The organism is Gemmatimonas aurantiaca (assembly GCF_037190085.1).
GTDB classification, from domain to species: domain Bacteria; phylum Gemmatimonadota; class Gemmatimonadetes; order Gemmatimonadales; family Gemmatimonadaceae; genus Gemmatimonas; species Gemmatimonas aurantiaca_A.
On the sequence record NZ_JBBCJO010000015.1, the window covers coordinates 61,951 to 84,650 of the forward strand.

Annotated in this window: 17 protein-coding genes; 2 read left to right on the forward strand and 15 right to left on the reverse strand. The window is 66.2% G+C overall.

The window, feature by feature from the left end:
- Positions 1-41: 41 nt before the first annotated feature.
- From WG208_RS18440 to WG208_RS18495, 12 genes are all read right to left on the reverse strand, one after another.
- The gene (locus tag WG208_RS18440) at positions 42-1,142 is read right to left on the reverse strand and encodes a 3-deoxy-7-phosphoheptulonate synthase (protein ID WP_337172867.1); all 1,101 of its coding nucleotides are present in this window, start codon (positions 1,140-1,142) and stop codon (positions 42-44) included.
- A complete protein-coding gene (locus tag WG208_RS18445) occupies positions 1,135-1,911 on the reverse strand; it encodes a 2,3-dihydro-2,3-dihydroxybenzoate dehydrogenase (protein WP_337172868.1) in 777 nt (258 codons plus the stop codon). Before WG208_RS18445 ends, WG208_RS18440 begins: the two co-directional genes overlap by 8 nt.
- Positions 1,908-5,993: an amino acid adenylation domain-containing protein gene (locus WG208_RS18450; protein ID WP_337172869.1), complete on the reverse strand. Its 4,086-nt coding sequence runs from the start codon at positions 5,991-5,993 to the stop codon at positions 1,908-1,910. Before WG208_RS18450 ends, WG208_RS18445 begins: the two co-directional genes overlap by 4 nt.
- The gene (locus WG208_RS18455; protein ID WP_337172870.1) at positions 5,980-6,240 is read right to left on the reverse strand and encodes a phosphopantetheine-binding protein; all 261 of its coding nucleotides are present in this window, start codon (positions 6,238-6,240) and stop codon (positions 5,980-5,982) included. The genes WG208_RS18450 and WG208_RS18455 overlap by 14 nt, the downstream gene beginning before the upstream one ends.
- A complete protein-coding gene (locus WG208_RS18460; protein ID WP_345787018.1) occupies positions 6,237-6,896 on the reverse strand; it encodes an isochorismatase family protein in 660 nt (219 codons plus the stop codon). The genes WG208_RS18455 and WG208_RS18460 overlap by 4 nt, the downstream gene beginning before the upstream one ends.
- Positions 6,897-6,935: 39 nt before the next feature.
- Positions 6,936-8,666, reverse strand: coding sequence for an AMP-binding protein (locus WG208_RS18465; RefSeq protein ID WP_337172872.1), 1,731 nt, complete (start codon positions 8,664-8,666; stop codon positions 6,936-6,938).
- Positions 8,667-8,724: 58 nt separating this feature from the next.
- On the reverse strand, positions 8,725-9,972 hold the full coding sequence (locus WG208_RS18470) for an isochorismate synthase (RefSeq protein ID WP_337172873.1): 1,248 nt from the start codon (positions 9,970-9,972) through the stop codon (positions 8,725-8,727).
- Complete coding sequence (locus WG208_RS18475) at positions 9,969-11,138, reverse strand: ABC transporter substrate-binding protein (protein ID WP_337172874.1); 1,170 nt, start codon at positions 11,136-11,138, stop codon at positions 9,969-9,971. Before WG208_RS18475 ends, WG208_RS18470 begins: the two co-directional genes overlap by 4 nt.
- A gap of 133 nt (positions 11,139-11,271) precedes the next feature.
- Entirely contained in the window at positions 11,272-12,540 is a 1,269-nt protein-coding gene (locus tag WG208_RS18480; protein ID WP_337172875.1) for an MFS transporter, read from the reverse strand.
- On the reverse strand, positions 12,525-13,361 hold the full coding sequence (locus WG208_RS18485; protein ID WP_337172876.1) for an alpha/beta fold hydrolase: 837 nt from the start codon (positions 13,359-13,361) through the stop codon (positions 12,525-12,527). Before WG208_RS18485 ends, WG208_RS18480 begins: the two co-directional genes overlap by 16 nt.
- Positions 13,354-14,154, reverse strand: a complete 801-nt coding sequence (locus WG208_RS18490; protein ID WP_337172877.1) for an ABC transporter ATP-binding protein — start codon at positions 14,152-14,154, stop codon at positions 13,354-13,356. The genes WG208_RS18485 and WG208_RS18490 overlap by 8 nt, the downstream gene beginning before the upstream one ends.
- Positions 14,151-15,272 carry an iron ABC transporter permease gene (locus WG208_RS18495; protein WP_337172878.1) on the reverse strand — a complete coding sequence of 374 codons (1,122 nt, stop codon included), beginning with the start codon at positions 15,270-15,272 and terminating at the stop codon, positions 14,151-14,153. Before WG208_RS18495 ends, WG208_RS18490 begins: the two co-directional genes overlap by 4 nt.
- A 59-nt stretch (positions 15,273-15,331) precedes the next feature.
- Here WG208_RS18495 and WG208_RS18500 point away from each other — a divergent pair, with 59 nt between their 5' ends.
- Together WG208_RS18500 and WG208_RS18505 are read left to right on the forward strand one after the other, a co-directional pair.
- Positions 15,332-16,150, forward strand: a complete 819-nt coding sequence (locus WG208_RS18500) for a 4'-phosphopantetheinyl transferase superfamily protein (RefSeq protein ID WP_337172879.1) — start codon at positions 15,332-15,334, stop codon at positions 16,148-16,150.
- A gap of 292 nt (positions 16,151-16,442) precedes the next feature.
- On the forward strand, positions 16,443-20,339 hold the full coding sequence (locus tag WG208_RS18505; RefSeq protein ID WP_337172880.1) for an ATP-binding protein: 3,897 nt from the start codon (positions 16,443-16,445) through the stop codon (positions 20,337-20,339).
- A 42-nt stretch (positions 20,340-20,381) separates the two neighbouring features.
- Here WG208_RS18505 and WG208_RS18510 read toward each other — a convergent pair whose 3' ends face one another.
- The 3 genes from WG208_RS18510 to WG208_RS18520 all read right to left on the reverse strand — a co-directional run bounded on the left by WG208_RS18510 (position 20,382) and on the right by WG208_RS18520 (position 22,590).
- On the reverse strand, positions 20,382-21,038 hold the full coding sequence (locus WG208_RS18510) for a peroxiredoxin (protein ID WP_337172881.1): 657 nt from the start codon (positions 21,036-21,038) through the stop codon (positions 20,382-20,384).
- Between the two features lie 99 nt (positions 21,039-21,137).
- Positions 21,138-22,106 (reverse strand): subclass B3 metallo-beta-lactamase, encoded by a 969-nt coding sequence (gene bla / locus WG208_RS18515; protein WP_337172882.1) that lies wholly within the window; start codon positions 22,104-22,106, stop codon positions 21,138-21,140.
- Between the two features lie 28 nt (positions 22,107-22,134).
- Positions 22,135-22,590 (reverse strand): hypothetical protein, encoded by a 456-nt coding sequence (locus WG208_RS18520; RefSeq protein WP_337172883.1) that lies wholly within the window; start codon positions 22,588-22,590, stop codon positions 22,135-22,137.
- Positions 22,591-22,700 lie beyond the last annotated feature (110 nt).

A 22,700-nucleotide genomic window follows, 5' to 3' on the forward strand; every position in this document is an offset into this window, starting at 1 on the left:
TATCCGCTTCGACCTGTCCGACGCGACGTACCCGGTTCGGTCTATCCGAGCGCCGCGGCGAGATCCCGGAGCAGACGGCCCGTCTCCTCGATGCCCACACAGGCATCGGTGATGCTCTGCCCCGGGCGCATCGGCACACCGGGCACGAAGAGTTGACGCCCCTCTTCGAGATGGCTTTCGAGCATCACGCCGAGCACATGGGTCATGTCTTCCGTGCGACTGTGCACGCGGTGCACGATGTCCTCCAGTACCACCGCCTGCGCCCCCGAAGGGCCGGCGTTGCCATGACCGCAGTCGATCATGAGACGCGGCACCAGACGCTCACGCGCCAGTGACGCACTCGCGACATGTACCGAATGCCGGTCCGTATTCGGACGTGATCCGCCACGCAGAATGAGATGGGTATCGGCGTTGCCGGCCGTCATGCGCACACCGGCCCGTCCCGCGTCATCCACCGCCAGCATCCGATGCGGCGCGCTCGCGGCGGTCATGCCGTTGATGGCCGCCCTGATATCCCCACCCGAGCCGTTCTTGAACCCCACGGGGCAGGCAAGCCCAGACGCCATCTGCCGGTGCAACGGGCTCTCCACCGTGCGCGCGCCGATGGCGCACCAGGCCACCAGGTCTTCGAGATAACTGACGACCATCGGGTCCACGAACTCCGTGGCCACGGGCACACCCATCGCGTTCACATCGCGAAAGAGGGTACGTGCAATACGCAGCCCGTCATTCACGCGGCCACTGCCATCGAGTCGGGGATCGTGCACCAGACCCGTCCAGCCCAGACGGGTTCGCGGTTTTTCCACGTACACCCGCATCACGAGCAGCAGCGATTTCTCCACGTCACGCTGCAACGCCTGGATATGCGCCGCGTATTCCAGCGCCGCATCGACATCGTGCACGGAACACGGACCCACCACCACCAGCCAGCGTCGATCGGCGCCCTGCAGGATGTTCCGGATATCGGCGCGCGCGCGCTGCACCGTGGTCTGCACCGACGCATCCGCGGGCAGTTCGGCCCGCAATACACCAGACGTGATCAGCTCGCCGGTTGCATCACCGGGCGGAACACCGGGCAGCCCATCGGCTGTTGCCACCGCCGGTGCATCGGACGGCGCTGCAAGAGTAGCTCCATCAGCCATGGAGCGACGCTCCACCATCGACATAGAGTTCGTTCATCGTGATATGACCGGCCCGGTCCGACAGCAGGAACAGCACGGCCTCGGCGATATCGCGCGGCTCGGCCAGTTTGGCGAGCGGGATACCGATCTTGAATTGTTCAGGTGCACCCGCAATGACACTCTCGACGCCCTGCTCCGCCAGCATCCCCGCCAGCATGGGTGTGCGGGTGGATCCCGGCGCCACCACATTGCAGCGCACACCGAATGGCGCCAGCTCGAGCCCCAGACTCCTGGTGAACAATGCGGCGGCGGCTTTTGATGCACCATACGCGGCCATCCCCTGCCTGGGAACGCCACCCGCGTTGGAGCTCACGGTGACGATGCTGCCGCGCCGCTGTGTCATCATGTGACGGGCCAGGGCGCGCGAGAGATTGAAGACGCCCGTGGTATTCACCGCGAAGAGACGCTGCCAGCTCTCGTCGTCCGTGTCCACGACCGATGCGGTGTGCAGCACACCGGCGACGTTCACCCCGAAACGCACCGGCCCCCACTCGTCGATGGCGCGTGCCACGAGGGCGTTCACTTCCGTGGATTGCGACACATCGGCCACGACGCAGCGCACCCGGTCGGCATCGTGACCGGCGAACGGAGGCATCACTCTGTCGAAGGCCACCACCCGTACGCCTTCGGCCAGCAGCGCCGATACGATGGCCGAACCGATACCACCCGCGGCACCGCTCACGATTGCCACCTCGCCCTGCAGACCGGAAAGGCTCCTGGAAAGGCTCATCGTGATGCTCCGGGTGAGACGTGCATATCGGCCATGTCGACAAAATGTGGTTCGATCAATGCCGCCACACGAGGCGCCAGCTCTGGGCTCGTCATGTGCGCATGCACCGATGGCAGGTCGTGCGCTTCGATCCGCGTGGCATACGGTGCCCACTCTTCCGCCACGTACGAGCCATCGCGGTGATCGAGAGCCGCGCGCAGATGCAGCAGCGTGCCATTGAAGGGTCTGTGCCGATGCTCCCGCACGAGACGGTTGTTCGACTCCACCACACGCAGCACACCGGCCAGCGCCTCGTCGGACAGCGTACCGAGGGGATGTCCGTACTGTCGCAGCAGCGCGATCACGGAAGCCAGCGAGCGGTCCGAGTCCGACATCGACACCGGATCGATCCCGGCGATCAGCAGCAGTGCATCGAGCGCCGCGTCCGGCGCCGGCACGGGCGCCGACCGCCAGTGATCGCTGGGATACGCATCGAGCAGAGCCACGAGCGCAACCGATGCGCCCGCCTCCTGCAGCTGTACCGCCATCTCCTGCGCGATGATGCCGCCCACCGACCATCCCGCAAAATGATATGGCCCGAACGGCTGCACCTCGCGAATGCGACGTACATATTCGCTGGCCATCTGTTCGAGACTCGCCGGACGTGCCTCGCCGAGCAGGTCGGCCTGCACCCCATAGGTGGCACGATGTCCCGACAATGCACGCCCGAGTGCCGCGTAGCACCAGGAAATGCCACCGGCCGGGTGAATGCAGAAGAGTGGCGGGACCTCTGCGCCGGACGACTCCCCATGCGGACGGTCGGCAAGCCGCACCAGTGCGCCGAGCCCTTCCGATTGAGTGCGTGCCGTCGTGGCTTGCTCCATGTAACCGTCCAGATAGCTCGCGAAGCGCGCGATCGTGGGATTGGCAAAAAGCGCGCCGATGCCGGCTTTCACGCCCCATTCACCACGCACGCGCAACATGCAGCGCGCCGCCAGGAGCGAGTGTCCACCGAGCAGAAAAAAATCGTCATCGGCGCGCAGGGTGACTGCGTCGATCTGCAACAGATCCGCGAACAACGCGGCCACACGCCGCTCGCTGTCCGTTACTGCCGCGCGCCCGGATCCGGCACTCTGCTCCGGCATCGGCAGGGCTTTGCGATCGAGCTTGCCGCTGGAAGTCAGCGGAACGGCATCGAGCAGCATCACATGCGCCGGCACCATCGTCTCGGGCAACCGTCGCTGCAATTCGGCGCGGAGGCGGACGCCTTCGGCGGCTTTTGCCTCCGCGGTCTGCACCGCACTCGATGCCGGAACGATATAGGCCACCAGACGTATCTCCCCGTCCGGCATGGTCCGCGCCACCACGTGCGCCTGGGCGTACGCGCCCGCGGCCAGGATCGCCGATTCGATCTCCCCCGGCTCGATGCGCACCCCACGGATCTTCACCTGCTGATCCGAACGACCGAGGTAGGTGAGCGCTCCATCCGTCCGCCAGGCGGCACGATCACCGGTGAGATACATCCGGGTGCCCGGCACGAATGGATTGGCGATGAAACGCTCGGCGGTGAACTCGGGGCGGTTGAGATACCCGCGCGCGAGCTGCACGCCGGCGATGTAGAGATCACCGGCCACACCCGGCGGCAGCGCACGCAATCGGCGGTCGAGCACGTACATCGCGGTGTTCCACACGGGGAAGCCGATGGGCACCGGATCGGTGCGATCATCGCGGCTCGCCGACCACCAGGTCACGTCGACGGCGGCCTCCGTCGGTCCGTAGAGATTGTGCAGTTCGGCGTCGTAACACACGTGAAAGCGATCCCGCAGTTCCGACGGGAGCGCCTCGCCGCTGCAGAACACCTGGCGCAGAGACGACGCAACGCGTCCTGCGCCCTCGGCGTGTTCGGCCAGGAACGCCGCGAGCATGGAGGGCACGAAGTGCATCACCGTGATCGCATCCTCGTCGATGATCCGGGACAGCCATGCGGGATCACGGTGCGCGGACGGAGACGCCATGACCAGCAGGGCGCCGGCGACGAACGGCAGGAACAGCTCCCACACCGACACATCGAACGTCACGGGCGTCTTCTGGAGAATCCGGTCCCGTGCGCCGATGCCATAGTGTTCGCGCATCCACACGAGACGATTCACGATGGCCGCGTGCTCCACCACCACGCCCTTTGGAATGCCCGTCGACCCCGATGTGAAGATCACGTAGGCCGCGGTATCGGGTGTGGGGCGCTCCGGCTCGACGGCGGCCGACGAAGCGGATGCGCCGGTTGCCGAGGTGCCGGGACCGGACAGCATACCCTGCTCGATCATGTACATCGGCAGTGCCACCGGCAGTGGCATGCCGAACGCCGCACTCACGATCCCCAGTCGCGGCCGCGCTTCGGCGATCATCACGGCAATCCGTTCGGCCGGCTGATCGGCCTCGATGGGCATGTAGGCTGCCCCCGCCCGCATCACACCGAGCAGCGCCACCGCCAGATCGCAGGAACGCGGAACGGCTACCGCCACGACATCGCCACGCCGCACACCCGCGGCCGCCAGGGACGTCGCCACACCCATCGACTGCGCATCCAGCTCCGCATACGAAAGGGGGCGCCCCTCGGCCCGCACCGCCGGGGCATCGGGCGTGCGCCGCATCATGGCTTCGATGAGATCGAGCAATGTCCCGTCGGGCACGGCATGTGACGTGGCATTGACCGCCTCCACCCACTGATGCTGCTCCGCCTCCGTCACGGTAGGCACCGACTCCAGCGAGTGTGCCTGGACGGCCTTCGTGAGAAACGTGGAGAGTCGCACCAGATGAGCGTCGATCTCCGCTGGTGTATACCGCAGGGGATTGGCTTCGAATTCGAGGCGAGCGTCCCGGCGATCGTGTCCGTCCTGCTCACGCTGCTCCGCACCGCCGCGTACGGCGATCGACAGATCGTCCACCGGCCCGGTGCCCAACACCACGTGTCGGCTCTCCACGCCGGGAAACGTCACCGCTTCCTCGAAGGGCAGCACATTCACGATGGGTCCGTGCACATGCCGGTCACCGCCCACCAGATGCAGATCGCGACGCAACTGTTCGCTGCGATAGCGCCCGTGCCGGCGGGCCTGACGCAACTGCGCGGACACCGCGGTCACGAGATCGCGCACTGGCCCATGCTCGTCGATCGTCACGCGTATCGGCAGCACGTTCATGACCATGGCCGGCACCCGCGCCGCGGCGGTGCCGAGGCGACCCATGTACGGAGCACCAATGACCATCTCGTCACCATCGGTATGCCTGGCGAGATAGGCGGCGATGAGCGTGACGAGCACATCGGGCCATGGCACATCGATGTCGCGGGCCATCTCTTCCACCGACGCGACCAGTCCCGCCGGCAGCGGAGCGGACGCCATGTAGGCCGCCCGAGCCGGTGGTGCATGCGACGGCGAGAGCGTGACGAGCTCCGGCGCGCGTGTGAACTGTTCGTGCCAGTAACGCCGATCGCGCTCACGCAATGACGAAGTACGATAGTGCGCGTCTTCTGTCTGCACGGCCGCGGGATCACCCAACGGCACGCCACACGGTCCGTTTGCGGCGTACACGTCGCACATGCGCCGCATCAGCAGCAATGTGCCATACCCGTCGATCAGGATGTGATGAATGCCCTGATACCAGGCCCAGTGCGCATCACCCAGCACATACAGGCGTTCGACGACGAGCGCATCCCGATCGAGCGCCCGCGGACGATCCATGTCGAGACGCATGCGGCGCACGGCTTCACCCAGCGGGTCCGCGTGCGTCTTGAGATCGACGATCTCGAGAGTCAGCGCATGAACCGTGGGCACCTGGCGCGGTCCATCGGGCGCATCCACCACCTGCACCCGGAGTCCCCGCGCTTCCTGCAAGACCGTTTCGATGGCACGCGCCAGACGCGGCACATCGAGTGCTCCACGCAGCTCGACATAGTGCCCGGTGTTGTAGCCGGGGTGTATCGGGTCTGCCTGAGAAGCATACCAGATGCCCTCCTGGGCTTCGGTCAGAGGCACGCCGGCCGTTGCCCCGACCGACGTGTCGGTCAGGACAGTACCCGCGACCTCGCGCACCGGGTCAATGACCGGCATGTCCGGTATCGCCCCCACCACCTGCGGCCACGACGAGTCCCCACCAGGTCGCCAGTTGCGGACGCTCGGCGAGCTGCGAGAATTCGATCGCCACACCGGCACGCTGCCACTGCAGCGTCAACGCCATCAGCCGGATGGAATCGAGTCCCCAGTCCACGAGATTGTCCTCGTCGCTGATCTGCGAAACGTCTTCCTTCAGGATGGTCGCGACATCCTGTCGCATCTGCTCGAATATGAGGGCACTCATGTGATCACCTGCACGGGCGCGCCGAGTTCACGGATGAGCTGATCGGTGGTCTGGACGACCGCACACCGGGAGGCCGCATAGGTGAGCGCCTGTTCGTGATGCGCGCGCGAGAAGTCGCCGATGGCATCCGATACCAGAAACGGTTCGATATCGCGCATGAACGCCTCAGCCGTGGACAACAGACAGCCGATGTGACCGTACACGCCGCACACGATGAGCTGCGAGCGGCCACGCGCGCGCATCATCTCCTCGAGCGGTGAACGCTGAAACGCGCTGTAGCGCCACTTGGCCAGCACATGATGGCGTGCGGTGGGTGCGAGCGGTGCAATAATCGCGGCCTGTGCCGCCGTGGCCATGCCCGGGCCCCAGAACTCCCGCTGCAACCCACGGTCGCGCTGATCCTGAGCGGCGTGCTGCGCCGTGTAGAACACCGGGATGTCCAGTGCATCGCACGCGGCACGGAGACGTTCGATGTTCGGAACGACCGTGTCGATCGGCGCTTCGCCGGCCGCGAACGCATCCACGAAATACTGCTGCATGTCGTGAATGAGCAGAGCCACACGATCGTGGTGCACACGCCACGGCGCCACGACCGGCGGCAGTTCGTCGGCCGTGGGCATCGCATACGATGCGATCCGGGGAAGCTTGGCACTCATCTTCGTACTCGTCTCGTGCACGGCGCGCTCGGAACGCGCTCAGGAAGTTGGTTGTGAAGCTGGTTGTCCGGATGCCGTGCCACGGTCATCCGATCGCGACGCGGCGTCTTCACTGGCGCGGCGCGCCTGCTCCCGCAACGCACCGCGCAGATCCTTGCGGCTGGTCTTGCCGACGCCCGTGGACGGAAACGCCTCGACGAACACGATCTGGTCGGGGATCTTGTACGCGGCCAGCCCGCGCGACCGGATCCAGGCCTTGAGCACCGGCGGTGGCACCCGCTCCGCCCGCGGAATCACGAACGCGCAGGCCCGCTCACCCAGATAGTCATCGGGCACCGACACCACCACGGCATCGAGCACGGCGGGGTGCGCGACCAGATGATCTTCCACTTCTTCCGGTGACACTTTCTCGCCGCCCCGATTGATCTGATCGGTGGCCCGTCCATGCACCACCAGATATCCGTCGGTCGTGCGGCTCACCAGATCACCCGTGCGATAGAACCCGTCCGCGGTGAAGGAACGTGCGTTGGCCGCGGCGTTCTGGTAGTACCCACGAATGGTGTACGGCCCGCGGGTCTGCAGATGTCCGATTCCGCCAGATTCCACTGTGCGATCGTCATCATCCACGATGCGGATCTCGTCATCCGGGCTGATGGGACGCCCCTGCGTCTGGCAGATCGTGTCGGGATCGTCGTGCAGCCGCGTGTAGTTCACCAGCCCTTCGGCCATGCCGAACACCTGCTGCAGCGTCACGCCGAGCGTGGGTGTCACACGCGCCGCAACGGCCGGCGTGAGCTTCGCGCCACCCACCTGCAACACCTCGAGACTCGAAAGATCGGCGCGACTCGTGGCTTTTGCTTCCAGCCACATCAGGGCAATCGGTGGTACGGCCGCAGCAAACGTGACCCGCTCTCGCTCGATGAGGGCAAACGCCACATCGGGTGCGGCCGATGGACTCAATACCACCGAAGCCCCCGCATGCAGCGCACCGAGGAACCCCGGAGAGCTCATGGGAAAATTGTGCGCCACCGGCAACACCACGAGGTACACCGACTCCGGTGTGAGACCGCAGATCTCCGCACTCGCCCGTACACTGTAGAGATAGTCGTCGTGCGTGCGGGGAATGAGTTTCGACAGGCCGGTGCTGCCCCCCGACAGCTGCAGGAAGGCCACCGAGGATGGTGATGGCTGCGCGATGCGCGTGCCACCGACCGGATCACCCTGGAACGCCGCCAACGGCTCGAGACGGATGTCATCGCCATCGGCATCGACGCCCGTGTCTCCCACGACGATCACATGTCGCATCGTGGGCCGGGTGCGGAGCACCTGTCGCCCGAGCGGGCGATAGTCGAACCGCTCGTGCACATCGGGAATCACATATGCCACCGCACCCGACACCGCGACGATGTTGTCGATCTCCGTCTGCCGGTGCGCCGGCAACGCGAACACGGGCACGATCCCCGCACGGATGAGGCCCAGCATCACCGCCAGGAATTCGGGGATGTTGGGCAATTGCAGCACCACGCGCTCACCCGGTCGCACACCCCGCGCGAGAAATCCGGCAGCCACACGGTCCGCCTCCCGATCGAGCGCGGCATAACTCCACCGGGTCTCCCCGCCCACCACCGCCGTGCGGTCGGCAAACGTGCGGGCACGCGCGCGCAGCCAGTCGCCCATCGTCTCACCCTGCCAATAGCCGGCCGCGCGATAACGCGCCGCGAACGCCTCCGGCCAGTCCTGCACGGGAATGCCCGGAACGGGGGCGCTCATCGAGGACATCTCTGGCGACATCCCGGACGACATCGTTGGTGGCATCGTCGGGTCCATGTCAGGCACTCCCGGCCAGCATGCCTGCGCGGGACACGACTTCCTGAACGTTCAGCGCGCGCAGCATCGTCTCCAGCTTGGCCGATGTTTCGGCCCCTTCATTGACCGGATCGGAACCCACGACGATGCCCGCGCCCGCATACAATCGGGCGCGCGTTCCCGAAATCTCGGCGCAGCGAATGGTCACCAGCCATCGGCCGTCGCCACGCGCATCGCACCATCCCACCGCACCGGTGAAGTAGTCGCGGTCGAACGCTTCGAGTTCGGCGATCAATGCCCGGGCACGATCCTGCGGCACCCCGCAAACGGCCGGCGTCGGATGCACCACGTCCAGCAATTCGAGCGAGGAGGTGCCATCACACCGCAGCCGGCCGGTGATGCGTGTGCCCAGATGCCACATGGTGGCCGTCGACACCAATGACGGTGACCGGGGGATGTCGAGGGCGATGCAATACGGCGTGAGGACATCGGCGATGGCCTCCACCACGGCCGCATGCTCCCGCTGATCCTTCTCCGACCGCAACAACGCCTCCGCCGCGGCACGATCGTCGGCGGGCGACGGGCGACGGGGCGTGGACCCGGCGAGGGGATGCGAGACCACCAGATCCCCCGACTTCTCCAGCAGCAACTCGGGCGTCGCCCCCACGAGCGTGCGGGCCTGACCATCGGCATCGGACGGAAGCGGTGTCGCGAACGTGGTCACACTGGCATCGAGGCGCAGACGTGCCAGCAGGCGTTCGAGATCGATGGGCGTCGTGGAATTCAGTACCAGGCTGCGCGACAGCACCACTTTGCGCAGTCCCGGCTCACCGGCGTCTTCCATGTGCGCCGTGGCGCGTGCCACCGCGGCCTCGTACGACGCCCGCGTCGGTTGTGGCACCATGTGCCAGAGTCCCGGCACGAACGCCTCCTGCTGCGCCTCGTGCGGCGCATCGTGCTGCACATCGTGCTGCACATCGTGCTGCCCTTCGTCGGTGGCATCGGGCGCGGGGCGATCCATGTGCTGCGCCCACGCGGTACTCCAGTCGGAATCGCGCGTGACCAGAGCCGGCTGTATCAGCTCCAGCCCACGGTGGCGATCGAACGGAATCGCCCCCACGAGCACCCGGTCCGGATCGTTGCCGCCGGCAAAGTACGAAGACACCGCCGATGCCAGGCCGTCACCGCGGGTGAAACGCGCACGATCCACGACACCCGATGCCATGAATGTGCCCGAGCCCGACGACAGCAGGAACGGCGGCTGCGTCACCGCAGGCTGATCCACTGCGGCCCTTCGATGGGGACCGCCAGATACTTCGTGTTGATCTCGGCGAGCGTCTTTGCCGGGTCGATGTCCCTGAAGAGCACCGGATCGATCCAGCGCGCCATCGACTCCACCGCCAGAATATCGAGCGGCGAATTGAGCAGCTGATGCGCGATGCCGTAGGTGCGCCCGCTCTTCACGGCGGCGAGCGACGAGATCCCCGGACGCGCCGTCATCTTCTGCAGTGAAGCGCGGGCCTGCTCCACCGTGAAACCGGGCCCCAGTACGAGACCACCGGCCTTCTCCAGGTGCGGGCCGCCCGTTTCGATGTACACCGGCGCATTCTGCGACAACACGTACTCGATGTTTAGCTTGCCCGTCGTGCCGGGCAGCACGTCGGCCGCGATGTTGTGCCCGCCCACGAACGTGATGTAGTCGCCGACGTTTCCCTTGCCCGGCGCATGGCAGCACTCTTCGGAAATGCCGGCGTGCACTTCCACGAATACCTTGGGTGCCGTGCGTGTACCCGCGCGCTTCAGACGATCGGAGATCGCCTGCAGATGCTGCTTGCGGAAATTCACGTACGCCTGCGCCGCGGCGCTCCGTCCGGTGAGCTGCCCCAGAATGAGCAGACTCGGATCGGTATTCTCCAGCGGATGCACGAAGAAGTCGATGAAGACGACCGCGATGCCCACGCGCTGGAGCTGTTCGATCTGATCAGCCGATGGACCCTGGCCAAGCGAAAACACCGCCACATCCGGACGCACCCGCAGCACCTGCTCCTGCGAGTAGGTCGCCGCCGAACTCGCGATCTGCGTCAGCGAATCGAGCCGCGGGAACTTCGCACGGAACTGCTCGTGGGTCCGCACGCCGATCCGGTTCACGTCCCGGGGCCACGCCACCAGCGTGCGCACCGGATCGGGATCGATGAGCGCCATCGCCATCAGGAAGCGTCCGTCGTCGATCAGCACACGGGAGGCCGGACGCGGCAACGTGATCTTGCGCCCCGAGATATCCGTCAACTGGATCGGCTGAACCAACGTCTCCGTCGTGGATGACAACGGAGCGCGGGAGGTGTGCAATGCCGAAGTCTGCACCCATGCGGGAGCGGTATCCGCGGAAAGCACACTTCCGGTGATCACCAGCAGGATCGGCCACAGCGAACGGATCACGAAACGCCTCAGGGAAACGGGAAGTCAGCGGAAGGTAGTCTATAAAGGGGATAGGACAACTTGGTATTTATGCTCCCTTTCTTCGAGGCCTCTCGGGACAAGGGACATACCGGACATGCCGGACGCTCTTTTGTCAGGCCGACTGGTATTCACGCCGGATTGAGGGGAACGCGATCACCACACCGAGGGTGCCGAGGAACGCGATCAGGCCGCCCACGGTGACCACCTGATGCGCGGGCCACCAGCGCGCCGCGGCACCCGCCAGCGCCATGCCCATCGAGGGCAGCACCGCCGCCTGCACCAACCAGAGACTGCCCACGCGTCCCTGCAGACCGTCCGGCGTGTGCATCTGCAGGAGTGCCCGGCGCAGAATCTCCGACAGGGCCCGTCCGGCGCCGGCCACGGCCAGCGCCAGCACCGCCACCGTGGTGGATGGCGCCACGCCCAATCCGATGGTGCCCACCGCCCACAACGCCGTCGTCAGGATGAGCATGCCACCCGCTTTTCCAGTCCGGCTCGTCCAGCCGCTCAACAGGGACGACGCCAACGCACCGATGGCCGGCGCCGAGTACAGCCAACCCGCGATCACCGCCGCGTCCACCACGCCGTGTCCGAAGAGCAGCCCACTGTTCGCAAAACGTGTCGTCGCCAGTTCAGGGAACAGCGAACCCGGCGAGGCGAACAGCGCCACGGGAATTTCGAGCAGCAACAACGCGCCAACCACCGCGTGCGTGCGTGTGAAATGCCACGATTCCCGCAGGGCGGCGACGGGGCCAAGCGGAGCCCGCGGGCCCGCCGGCAACGGCTGCATGCGCGCCAGCAGCAGCGGGGTGAGCACCGCGCCGATGCCAACCAGTGCATAACACAGCGTGAGTCCCCAGGTCCCGATCACGACACCCGCCACCGAGGGCCCGAGCATCGCGCCCACCTGGGTCGAGACGGTGATCAATGCACCCGCGGCCGCCAGTTGCGCCCGCTGCACCAGCGACGGCATCGCCGCCATCAACGCCGGAGCACTGATGCCGTTGATCGCCCCGGCAATCGTCGACGCCAGATAGATCAGCCAGAGCTGCGGCCTGGGCAGCAGAGTGTTGACGAGAAAGATGGCCGCCACCGCGATGTACACGCTGCGCGACGAGACGATGAGGCGACGACGGTCGAAACGATCGGCCAGCACGCCGCCCACCATCAACCCGATCGTCATCGGAATGGCCAGACACAGATTCACCAGTCCCACGTGCCACGAGGAACCGGTCAGGTCGAACACCTGCCAGCCTACGGCCACGCTGATCACCCCCACGGCCACGATCGAGATCGTGCGCGCCGTGAACAGCAGGCGGAAATCGCGACTCGTGCGCAGCGGCGAGATGTCGAGCAGCATCCCGGTCACGGCCTGGGCCATGAGCCCTCCGCCGCCGACCCGATCGGCGCGCTCGTCAGTCGCAGCGCGTCACCCATCGACCGCAATACCGCCGAGGCGTGATCCTCGCCGGCCAGCAGGCGATAGTGCACCGTCATCTCCGGTGCGACGGCCATCAGTGCCTCGGCGAACCGCTCCGCCTGATCGACCATCTGCCGTGCTTCGCGACGCGCCAGCAGCTCCGCGGCATTGGGCTGTCCCTCCTGCCATGGCGCCAGTCGTTGCTCGTATTCACCCACCGTGATCAGCAATCGCGGCGGGGATCCGGCAGCGGGACGGAAGTTGCGCACCCGCTGCCACAGCGCTTCACCGCCACGCCAGATGGACGGACTGATCGCCACGTAGGTCGAGAACGGTCCCCGCGGCATCAGTGACGTCTCCAGCAGGGTTTCCAGCACGAACAGGCCGCCCAGGGAATGACCGATCAGTGCGCGCCGTTCGGGATCGACCGCAAAACGTTTGGCGATCGCCGGCAGCAATTCATCGGTGAGAAACCGGAGGAAACGTGTGCGGCCCGCCTCGTCTGCAAAGTCCTCGCTGCGGGCATCACTTCCCACCCCCACCACGATCGACGGGACCACCGCCGTGGCATCGGTGCGATGGGCGCGTGTGCGGATCGATTCGACTGTCGTGGCAAATGTCGCATCGCCATCGAGCTGGCAGATCAGGGGAAAACCCGCTGCCGGCGGCGCATCCGCAGGCCAGGCCACGTACACCCGATAGGTCGCGCCGTGCCCGCTCCGCATCTCCCAGCGTTCGCTGCGCGGCAGCATCACCGGCCCCTGACACAGCGGGTCAGCCACGTGTGCCATCCACGATCACCTGCGGATAGCCGAACGAACACGGTTCGACCCGGGCGTCCACGTCGTAGATGCGGGAGAGCAACTGCGAGGTGAGCGCGTCGGCCGGTGCGCCGATGGCCTGGATGCGTCCTTCATGCAGCACGACGAGCTGATCGGCCCAGCGCGCCGCCAGCGTGAGATCGTGCAGTACGGAAATCACGAGCCGGCCTTCGCGAGCCAACGCGCGCGCGATCGACATCACCGTCACCTGATGCCGGAGATCCAGCGCACTCGTGGGTTCGTCCAGCAGCAGCATGGACGGTTCGCGCACGATCGCCTGTGCGAGCGCGGCCAGCTGGCGCTCGCCGCCGGAGAGATGATGCAATGGCTGCAGCGCCAGGTGTGCGATGCCGATGCGTTCGAGCACCTCGATGGCGCGCCGCTGCGCTTCCTCCATCGTGTTCACCGGCGAAGCGAGTGGTGACGCCTTCAGCGCCCCCAGCAGACCATCCAGCACGGTGAGCGTGACATCGTGCGGCAGGGTCTGCGGCATGAAGGCCACGCATTGCGCGCGTATCATCGGCGAAACACGCAGCAGATCCAGCCCTTCGAATGTCACATGACCGCGCCCTTCGACCAGTCCGGCGAGTACCCGCAGCAGGGTCGATTTGCCGGCTCCGTTGGGGCCCACCAGCGCGAGATGCTGCCCCGCGGGCAGTATCGGCAACGTGACGTCGTGCAGCACCGGGCGATGCCGATAGCCGGCCGACAGATCGCGGATCTCCAGGGAACCCGCCGCCTGGGTCGCCTTCATGACCGTCCCGCGCCCTTCGTGCCGAAAATCAGCATGATGTAGAAGGGCACCCCGATGAGCGCCGTCACCAGACCGATCGGCAGAATCGCGCCGGGCACGATGAGTTTGCTCACCACCGATGCCACCGACACCACCAGCGCGCCACTGAGAGCGCTGGCGGGCAGGAAGAAGCGATGGTCCTCGCTCACCAGCATGCGCGCGATATGCGGGCCGGCCAGCCCCACGAACGGAATGGTTCCCACGAAGGCCACCGCCGTGGCGGTCAGCAGACTCACCCGAAACAGCGACACACGACGCAGTTGCGCCACATTCACGCCGAAGCTGTGCGCCCGCTCCTCACCCAGCCGCAGGGCATTCAGACGCCACGACGCGCGGAACGTGAACGGCATGACACACGCCACCACGATCGCCACCAATTGCACGCGTGGCCAACTCGCCCGACCGAGACTGCCCATCGTCCAGAACACGAGCTGCTGCAACGCCTGCTCACCGGCCACGAACTGCAGGATGGCCACCAGCGCATTGAACGTGAAAAACAGCGCCGTCCCCAGCAGCACCAGCAACTCCGTGCTCGAACCGCGCCGCCGGACCGCCGCCTGCAGGATCAGCACCGAGCCGAACGCAAACACGAACGCATTGCTGGAGATCACCCAGTGATCCGGCACGCCGGGAATGCGTACCCCCAACACGATGGCCAGCGCGGCGCCAAGAATGGCCGCCGAGGAAAGACCGAGTGTGAATGGACTCGCCAGGGGATTGCGCAACGTGGTCTGCATTTCCGCGCCGGCCAATGACAATCCGGCCCCGACCAGCAATGCCATCACCGCGCCGGGCAGACGCACTTCGGTGATGATCATCCACACGGTCTCGTCCATCGCCGAGCCACGCAACAGACTGCGCACCACCTCGCCGGCTTCCAGGTCGGACGGACCGGTCAGCAGATCCGCCACCAGCGCCAGCACGATGACGACGGCGAGCAGCACCAACACCGCCACGCGGCGGCGTACCTGCCGACGATAGCCCGCCAGGACCGCTTCGCCCGATACCGCGGCACCGACCGCAGAACCCTGGGCCGGCTCTTCGGTCGACGTCACGCGCCGTGGGGAGACGCTCGTCATGCGCCCCTCCATCGCGTATCGTGAGGCATGTCCGATGCGCCGCCAGAATGCCCCCGACGATGACCACATTGCCTCTGCGCGACACACCGCTCACCCTCGCAGCCATCGACCGCGCGCAGGTTCCGGGAGCGGTGGAGCTCTATCTCGTCTCCTGCCGTCAGTGGCTGGCCACGATCGATCATGATGTCGACCGTCTGCTGCCGGTGCTCTCCGCCGCGGAGCGCGCCCGGGCGGAGCGTTTCCGGCAGACCGTCGATCGTGAGCGCTACATCATCGCCCACTGGCTGCTGCGCGAAATACTGGCCCGGCATCTGCACACCCCGCCGCACGCGCTGAGGTTTGCCAGCGGCGCCCACGGCAAACCCTGGCTGACCGCCCCGGCGGGTGATGCCACGACGCCTCTGCACTTCAACCTCTCGCATTCCGGCGATCTGGTGTTGATCGGTGTCGGCGACGCGCCGCTGGGCGTCGACATCGAATCGATCGAGCGGAAAACGGACGACGATACCTGGCAGGCTCTGGGAGCCATGCTGCACACGACCCATGAATGGGCGGCGCTCATGGACGACCCTCCTGCTCCGCTGGGCCGGTACGTCGTGCAACGCTGGGCCCGCCACGAAGCGCTTCGCAAAGCCACTGGACAGGGACTCGGCGAGACCGGCGCAGCACCCGGCCGGCTCGACCTCACCACCGACCAGCACCGCTGGCAGGTAACCGACGTGCAGACGGGCATCCATCCGCTGGACCGGGAGCCCCCCGGGCATGCCGCGGCCGTGGCCTTCGACGCCGACCGGACCCGGTCTCTGTCGGGCGCCTGGCTGGTGCCCGATGAGACGGGTCCCGGAACCATGGCCAGAATCATGAGTGGGCGTCCGTGACTCCATAGCCTGTATGAATAACCCAAATTCTCGACGCGATCTATCGGAATTAATACGAGAGGACGCGGTATTTCCCGGCTCCAACACCTCTTTGCTGGGGGCGGAAGTCGCCCCCGGGGTGTGATTTGAAACACTATCTTGTGGCATGCGCCCCCTCGACCCCTCCGGGCCCGCTCTGAACCTCCCCCACGGCGTCCCGCCGAAGTCAGAGCGTGGAGCGCCTCCGGTTCTGGTCCTGGCAATCCTCGGCGCTCTGGCGCTGACGCCGGCTCCATCGCCGGCGCAGCGGGCCATGTCGACCATCGGCCCACGCCAGTCCTCGGTGTCCTCCTCGCCCGATCTCAACGACGTCGCCTATACGGCGTTCGGCCGGCGGGACGGTTTGCCCGACACGCCCATCTATTCGCTGACGCGTGCCCGGGACGGCAGTGTGCTCATCGGAACCGCCGATCGGGCCCGGCATTTCACGGGTCGCTCCTGGGCGCCCCTGCCGCTGCCTCCGTCGGCCACCGATGGACTCATCCGTTTCGTGCTCGACGCCTCGCCGCACGAGCGGTACTACCTGCGCACCCGCGGTATCAGCGTGGAACGCGATGGCCAATGGGCGGAAGACCACGACATCCCCGCGGAGGCCGCCCCCATCTACTCCGCCGCACTCGAGTCGCGCGCGGATGGCCCTCCGCGCGTGGTCATTGGGAGCCGCAATGGCGTTTTTGTCATCGGCGACGATCGACGACTTCAGCGTATGGTGCTGCCCGGTCAGCGTGCCGGTCGGGGGGCCATGGTGGCCACGCGGACGATCGAGGGGCAAGATGAACTCTGGATCGCCACCGAGGACGAGGGCATCCTGCGTCATATCAACGGACAATGGACCGTCTGGAATGCCGCGCAGGGACTGACCGATCTCCGCGTGGAGCATATCGCCCTGTCCCCCGCCGGAGATTCGGCATCCGCCGTGGTCGCCACCGAAAGCGGCGCGTTCCTCCTCGTCGGCGAACGCTGGCATCACATCGGCCCGCAGATCTCGACGGCTCGCGTTCTGCGTGTGCGCATCAGGGACACCATCGAGACCTGGATCGGAGCCACCAGTGGACACGTCTACCGTTCACGCGATGGGCGATCCTGGCAGACACTCGAGCTGAGTCCGCGCGCACTCGGTTCACGTGTGCAGATGCTCGAAGCGGTCGATCACGGCCTGGGATATCCATCCATCTACATCGGGTTTCGCAGCGGGGCGTTGTTGCGTCTGACCGTGGGCGTGGCGGGGCAGGTCCCGATGCCCGCCCGGTTTCTCGGGTATCCGATCGTCGCCGTGACCCCGCAACGGGACGGCGATACGCTCTGGTTCTGGGCCATGAACCTCGGCGCCCTGCGTCTTCCCGATTTTCACAGTCTCCCGGCCGCGGACATCGCGCGTGGTCCGGGCGATCAGAGCGCCCGCATCTTTCTCGACACCCGTTCGCGTCCGACGCGTCTGTTCGCGGCGTTCGACTGGCGCGTGTTCGAACGTGTGCACGATGCCTGGATGCTGCGCCTCGACATCGGCGACAGCGATGCGGTACGCCAGATCATCGAGGCACCCGTGCCTGGAGGCGCGCGCGCCCTCGTGGTGATCGGCTCACGGGGAGCGTGGTTCGAATCCGCCCCATCGCGTTTCACTCCCTGGAGCGGCTTCCCGTCCAATGCCCGGGCCGCCACCGTGGATTCGACCGAGGGGACACCTCATCTCGTGGTCGCCCTCGCCAACGGCACCCTGCAGTGGTACGATGGCAACCGCTGGCAGGAACTCCCGGGTGGAGCCGCGCCCGTCGGCGGTCCCATTGCCATCACGTCCGTGCGTCTCGCGTCGGGAGAATGTGTCCTGGTCGTTGGCGGCACCGATGGCATATCGATACTGCGTACCTGTGGCGGACCGGCCGAATGGCGCATCTTCGACACGAACGTACTCGCGGGGTTGTTGAGCGATGACGTCACCGACCTGGCGTTGCTTCCCGACTCACGACTGGCGATCGGTTCATCGCGAGGTCTGACGCTGACCGCCTTCGGTGCGGCCTTCGGGGATTCCGTGACGGTCGTGGACTCGTATACCGATCAGGATGGATTGCCCCACCCCCACATCGGCGCCATCGGCCCGCTGGATTCCCGGGGACGACTGTGGCTCGGCACGCCGCTCGGCATCGCGTACGTGAACATGGACGGGCGCCCCCGCCAGCATGCACGGCCGACACTGTCGCTGGTGGAGATCCGCAACGGAGCCGGCATACCCATCGCACAAGGCTCACGGGTCGCACACGCGGACGCCCGCGTGGAAATCACCGCGTATGCCATGACGTTTCATCGGGAAGAAGAAACGTTGTATCGGTTCGAACTCGACGACACGCCGATCACCACGCCGGCATGGACCGACCGGGGCAGCGCGACATTGCCCACCCTGGCGCCCGGCCGGCATACCATCCGCGTCCGCGCCGTGGACTATCGCGGGTTCGAAGCCATCAGTCACGAAACCCAATTCGTGGTGCTGCCCCCACCCTGGCGCTCTCCGGCGGCGTTGATCGCGTATGGCGTGCTGCTGCTGGGCGTGGGCATCACCGTCGATCGCCGCCGCAATCGCAGTGCCCTGCTGCGGGCGCGCGAAGCCGAAGAGAACGAACGGCGTCTCGCCACCAGTGAACAACGCTTCCGCCGTCTCTTCGAGGATGGCGCCAATCCGCAATTGCTGGTGGCGGACGGCGTGGTCCTGAAAGCCAATCGGGCGGCGACGATGCTGTGGCAGGTCGACACGCAGCCGCTCGTCGGCCGGCCGCTGGCCTCGCTGATCCCCGCCATGCCATCACCCGGTCCGGCCACGAACGGGAGTGACCTGGGCGCGCATGGTGCCAACGGGACCGCGGGGACATTGCCACAACAGGAGGTGGACGTCATCGACGACCGTCAGGAACGCATTCCGGTGGAAGTGCGGCACACCCGCATTCCCCTCGAAGATGCGGTGCTCGATCACTTCGAGTTGCGCGATCTGCGCGAGCGCAAACGCCTCGAGGAGGAACGCCGGGAACTCGAATCCCAGCTTCGCGACGCCCAGCGTCTCGAGTCGATGGGCACACTGGCGGGTGGCGTGGCGCACGACTTCAACAATCTGCTCACCGTCATCCACACCAACGCCGAACTCGCCGTCGACGACATTCCATCGGCCTCACCCGCCGGCGAAGCGTTGCAGCAACTGCTCGTGGCCAGTCGCCGCGCGCGCGAAGTGGTGCGCCAGATCCTGACGTTCAGCCGGCGTACGGAACTGCGACAGGAGGCCGTGCCGCTCTCGGCGTTGTTGACGGAGACGCATTCGCTGCTCCGCTCCACCATTCCCTCGACCATCCAGCTCGTCATCCGCAATCAGGCACCGGAAGCCACGGTGCTGGGTGATGCCACGCAGTTGCAGCAGCTCGTGCTCAACCTCTGCTCGAATGCCGAGTACGCCATGCGGGCCACCAAGGGCGGGACGCTCACCATCGGTCTCCGGTGGTTGACCGAATCGGCCGCGGCGGGCAGCGTCGAGTGGGTGGTGCTGAGTGTGCAGGACACGGGTGTCGGCATGACGCCTGACGTACGTGGACGCATCTTCGAACCGTTCTTCACCACCAAACCGGTGGGACATGGCACGGGTCTGGGTCTCAGTGTGCTCCACGGCATCGTCACGTCGCACGGCGGGATGGTCAACGTCACGTCGGACGTCGGTCGGGGTACGACCATCGACGTGCACCTGCCCGCCTCGCGCACGGCCCATCCGCTACCCAGCGCCGTGCCCGTGCGCACAGAGGGCGCCTTGGGGCGCCGGCATCACATTCTGCTCGTGGATGACGAAGCCGCCGTTGCCGGCGCCATCGAGCGTCTGCTGGCGAAAAACGATTTTGCCGTCACGGTGGCCACCAACGGGGCGGAAGCACTCGATCTGCTGAGCGGCGACGCCACGTTCGATCTGATCCTCACCGATCAGACCATGCCCGTGATGACCGGGATCGAGCTCATGGAGCGTCTTCGCGCGGACGGCAATACCACGCCCATTGTGCTGGCGTCCGGATTCGGCGCGGCCATCGACGCCGATCGCATCGCGCACCTGCGGGACATCCACCGCATCGACAAGCCCTTCGCTTCCGCCGATCTGCTGCAGCTCGTGCGTACGGTGCTCGCCACCCGCTGAATCCGGGCGACGAGCACCGCGTCCATCACCTGCCCTCGCCGTTCAGTTGCCCGGCTGCGGCACGATACGCATGTACGGCTTCGGTTCCTTCCAGCCGTTGGGGTAGATCGTCCGGGCTTCGTCGTTCGAAACGGAACCGGAGATGATCACATCGTCGCCCTGCTGCCAGTTGGCCGGCGTGGCGACCCGATGGTTCACGGTGAGCTGCAGCGAGTCGATCGCACGCAGGATCTCGTCGAAATTGCGGCCGGTGGTCATCGGATAGATGAGAATCAGCTTGATCTTCTTGTCGGGCCCGATGACATAGACGGTGCGCACCGTCTGATTGTCCGCGGCCGTGCGTCCTTCGCAGCTCTCACCCGCTTCTTCGGGAAGCATGTCGTAGAGCTTGGACACCGACAGCGTGGTGTCACCGATCATCGGGAACTCGGGGAAATATCCCTGCGTCTCCTCGATGTCCTTCGCCCATTCGTGGTGACGGTCGGTGGGGTCCACCGACAGGCCGATCACTTTCACGTTGCGCTTCGCGAACTCCGGCGCGAGACGCGCCACGTAGCCCAGTTCGGTCGTGCAGATGGGCGTGAAGTCCTTCGGATGCGAAAAGATGATGCCCCACGAATCACCGAGCCACTCGTGGAAGTTGATGGGGCCCTGTGTGGTGTCTGCCTGGAAATCCGGAGCCGTCTGGCCAATGCGCATGCGATTCCTCGTGAGATGAAAGAGAGCCTGACACCGTACCATAGCATGACACCCACCAGCCTGCGAAGGGCCGGGGTATCCGCGCGTGGTGATCCCGCGTCACCGCGATGGCGTCGTGGCGCGGGGGCGGGCCTCCCTGGCGATCCGTTGCTCGAGCGAGGCTCGCCCCCGCGCGGCATACCGCCGGCACGCTTCGCGGTCGACCAACGATGCGGGGCTCTGGGCCCGCTCCGCGCTCGCTTCACCCCTGCCCGTGCCCGCCAGACGCTCCCACAGCGATGAAGCCGAGGGATGTGGCGTGATCAGAATGTCGCAGGAGAGGCGTTCGAGCAGTGCCTGCCCCCGTCGGAAATCCGCGACACCCGTACGATACCGTGAACTGCGGGTGTAGAAAAAATCATCGGCCGAGATCGGCGTCTGACTGTCGGCATAGACGAGATCGAGGCAGCGTGCCGCCTCGCACGACTGCCAGCTCCAGCTCGTGCCACCCGGTGTATGCCCGCCCGTGAAGTGCGCGGTCAGGGCCAGCGAACCCAATTTCACCACTTCGCCGTCACGCAACACACGCACGCGCGGGACCGGTGTGAAACCCGGATTCATGCCGTATTGCGGATCGTCTGGACCCGATTGTCCGGCCTGCAACCATCGCGCGCTCGGCGCGCTGGCCGCCACGGTCGCCCCCGAGAGACGCTGCAACTCGGCGATACTGCCCGCATGATCGAAGTGCGCGTGCGAGTTCACGATGATCCGGATGTCGCTCACGCGAAATCCCATGGCCGCGATGTTCGCGATGATCTGCGGTGCGGACTCCGGGAGCGCGCCGTCGATGAGCACGTGGCCATCGGTCGAGGTCACCAGGATGGCGGCCAGTCCGTTGGTGCCCACGTAGTAGCTGTTGCCGAAGATGCGAAACGGCGCATGGGGCGCGTTCCATTCGGCACAGTCGGGGCAGTTCGGCGTGGGAGGCAATGCCCGTACGCCGGCGGGCACCTGCGCAGGAGCACCGCCCTGCGCTCTGGCCACGCCGGCCACGATCGTCGATGCCAACGCAGCAGTGAGCGCGAACATCCGCGCCGTCCTGCCGGTTGGCTGCGTCTCACCCATCGGCTTTGGACGCCGTGGCCGCCAGATGTGCCTGCATGCGCTTGCGGAAGCGTTCGGCGATCGCCCGGCCCATCTCGCTATTGGTGGCCACCCACTCCGCGTTGCGGAATCCGTTGGCATTCACCTGGGCGCGGTACTCCTCGAGCCAGGGCTCGATACGGGAATAGAGCAGCAATCCTTCCCCGTTGCTTTCGAGCATGAAGTCGGCGTGGATGACCCCGTGTTTCGCCATCGCGTACGTCATCTCCCAGTAGGTGGAGCACTGACGGAAGGCCGCGTTCAGCGGGTGATCCGACTTCGTGATGGCGAGCACGTCGTCGAAGCTGGTGGGGAGAAACCGGGTGATGATCTGCGCGCGGGATTCGCGCATGACGGGTTCACGACGCAGTTCATAGAGCTTGAGCACGAGCTCGGCGTCGTGATGATCGGGGAAATCCTTGTGAGGCACGAACGATTTGGCTGGAAGGCGGAGACAATCGGACCGGATCGTGGGCCTGTCCGACGGAGACCGGTAATATGACCCGGAAATGCGAGAAGCGCCGGGCAATTGCCCGGCGC

Excerpts from the sequence above, each read along its gene's own strand:
- WG208_RS18510 (WP_337172881.1), bottom strand. The coding sequence starts at position 21,038 with ATGCGCATTGGCCAGACGGCTCCGGATTTCCAGGCAGACACCACACAG.
- WG208_RS18490 (WP_337172877.1), bottom strand. The coding sequence starts at position 14,154 with ATGAAGGCGACCCAGGCGGCGGGTTCCCTGGAGATCCGCGATCTGTCG.
- WG208_RS18455 (WP_337172870.1), bottom strand. The coding sequence starts at position 6,240 with ATGAGTGCCCTCATATTCGAGCAGATGCGACAGGATGTCGCGACCATC.
- WG208_RS18480 (WP_337172875.1), bottom strand. The coding sequence starts at position 12,540 with ATGGCCCAGGCCGTGACCGGGATGCTGCTCGACATCTCGCCGCTGCGC.
- WG208_RS18450 (WP_337172869.1), bottom strand. The coding sequence starts at position 5,993 with ATGCCGGTCATTGACCCGGTGCGCGAGGTCGCGGGTACTGTCCTGACC.
- WG208_RS18460 (WP_345787018.1), bottom strand. The coding sequence starts at position 6,896 with ATGAGTGCCAAGCTTCCCCGGATCGCATCGTATGCGATGCCCACGGCC.
- WG208_RS18465 (WP_337172872.1), bottom strand. The coding sequence starts at position 8,666 with ATGAGCGCCCCCGTTCCGGGCATTCCCGTGCAGGACTGGCCGGAGGCG.
- WG208_RS18495 (WP_337172878.1), bottom strand. The coding sequence starts at position 15,272 with ATGACGAGCGTCTCCCCACGGCGCGTGACGTCGACCGAAGAGCCGGCC.
- WG208_RS18505 (WP_337172880.1), top strand. The coding sequence starts at position 16,443 with ATGTCGACCATCGGCCCACGCCAGTCCTCGGTGTCCTCCTCGCCCGAT.
- WG208_RS18440 (WP_337172867.1), bottom strand. The coding sequence starts at position 1,142 with ATGGCTGATGGAGCTACTCTTGCAGCGCCGTCCGATGCACCGGCGGTG.
- WG208_RS18500 (WP_337172879.1), top strand. The coding sequence starts at position 15,332 with ATGACCACATTGCCTCTGCGCGACACACCGCTCACCCTCGCAGCCATC.
- bla (WP_337172882.1), bottom strand. The coding sequence starts at position 22,106 with ATGTTCGCGCTCACTGCTGCGTTGGCATCGACGATCGTGGCCGGCGTG.
- WG208_RS18445 (WP_337172868.1), bottom strand. The coding sequence starts at position 1,911 with ATGAGCCTTTCCAGGAGCCTTTCCGGTCTGCAGGGCGAGGTGGCAATC.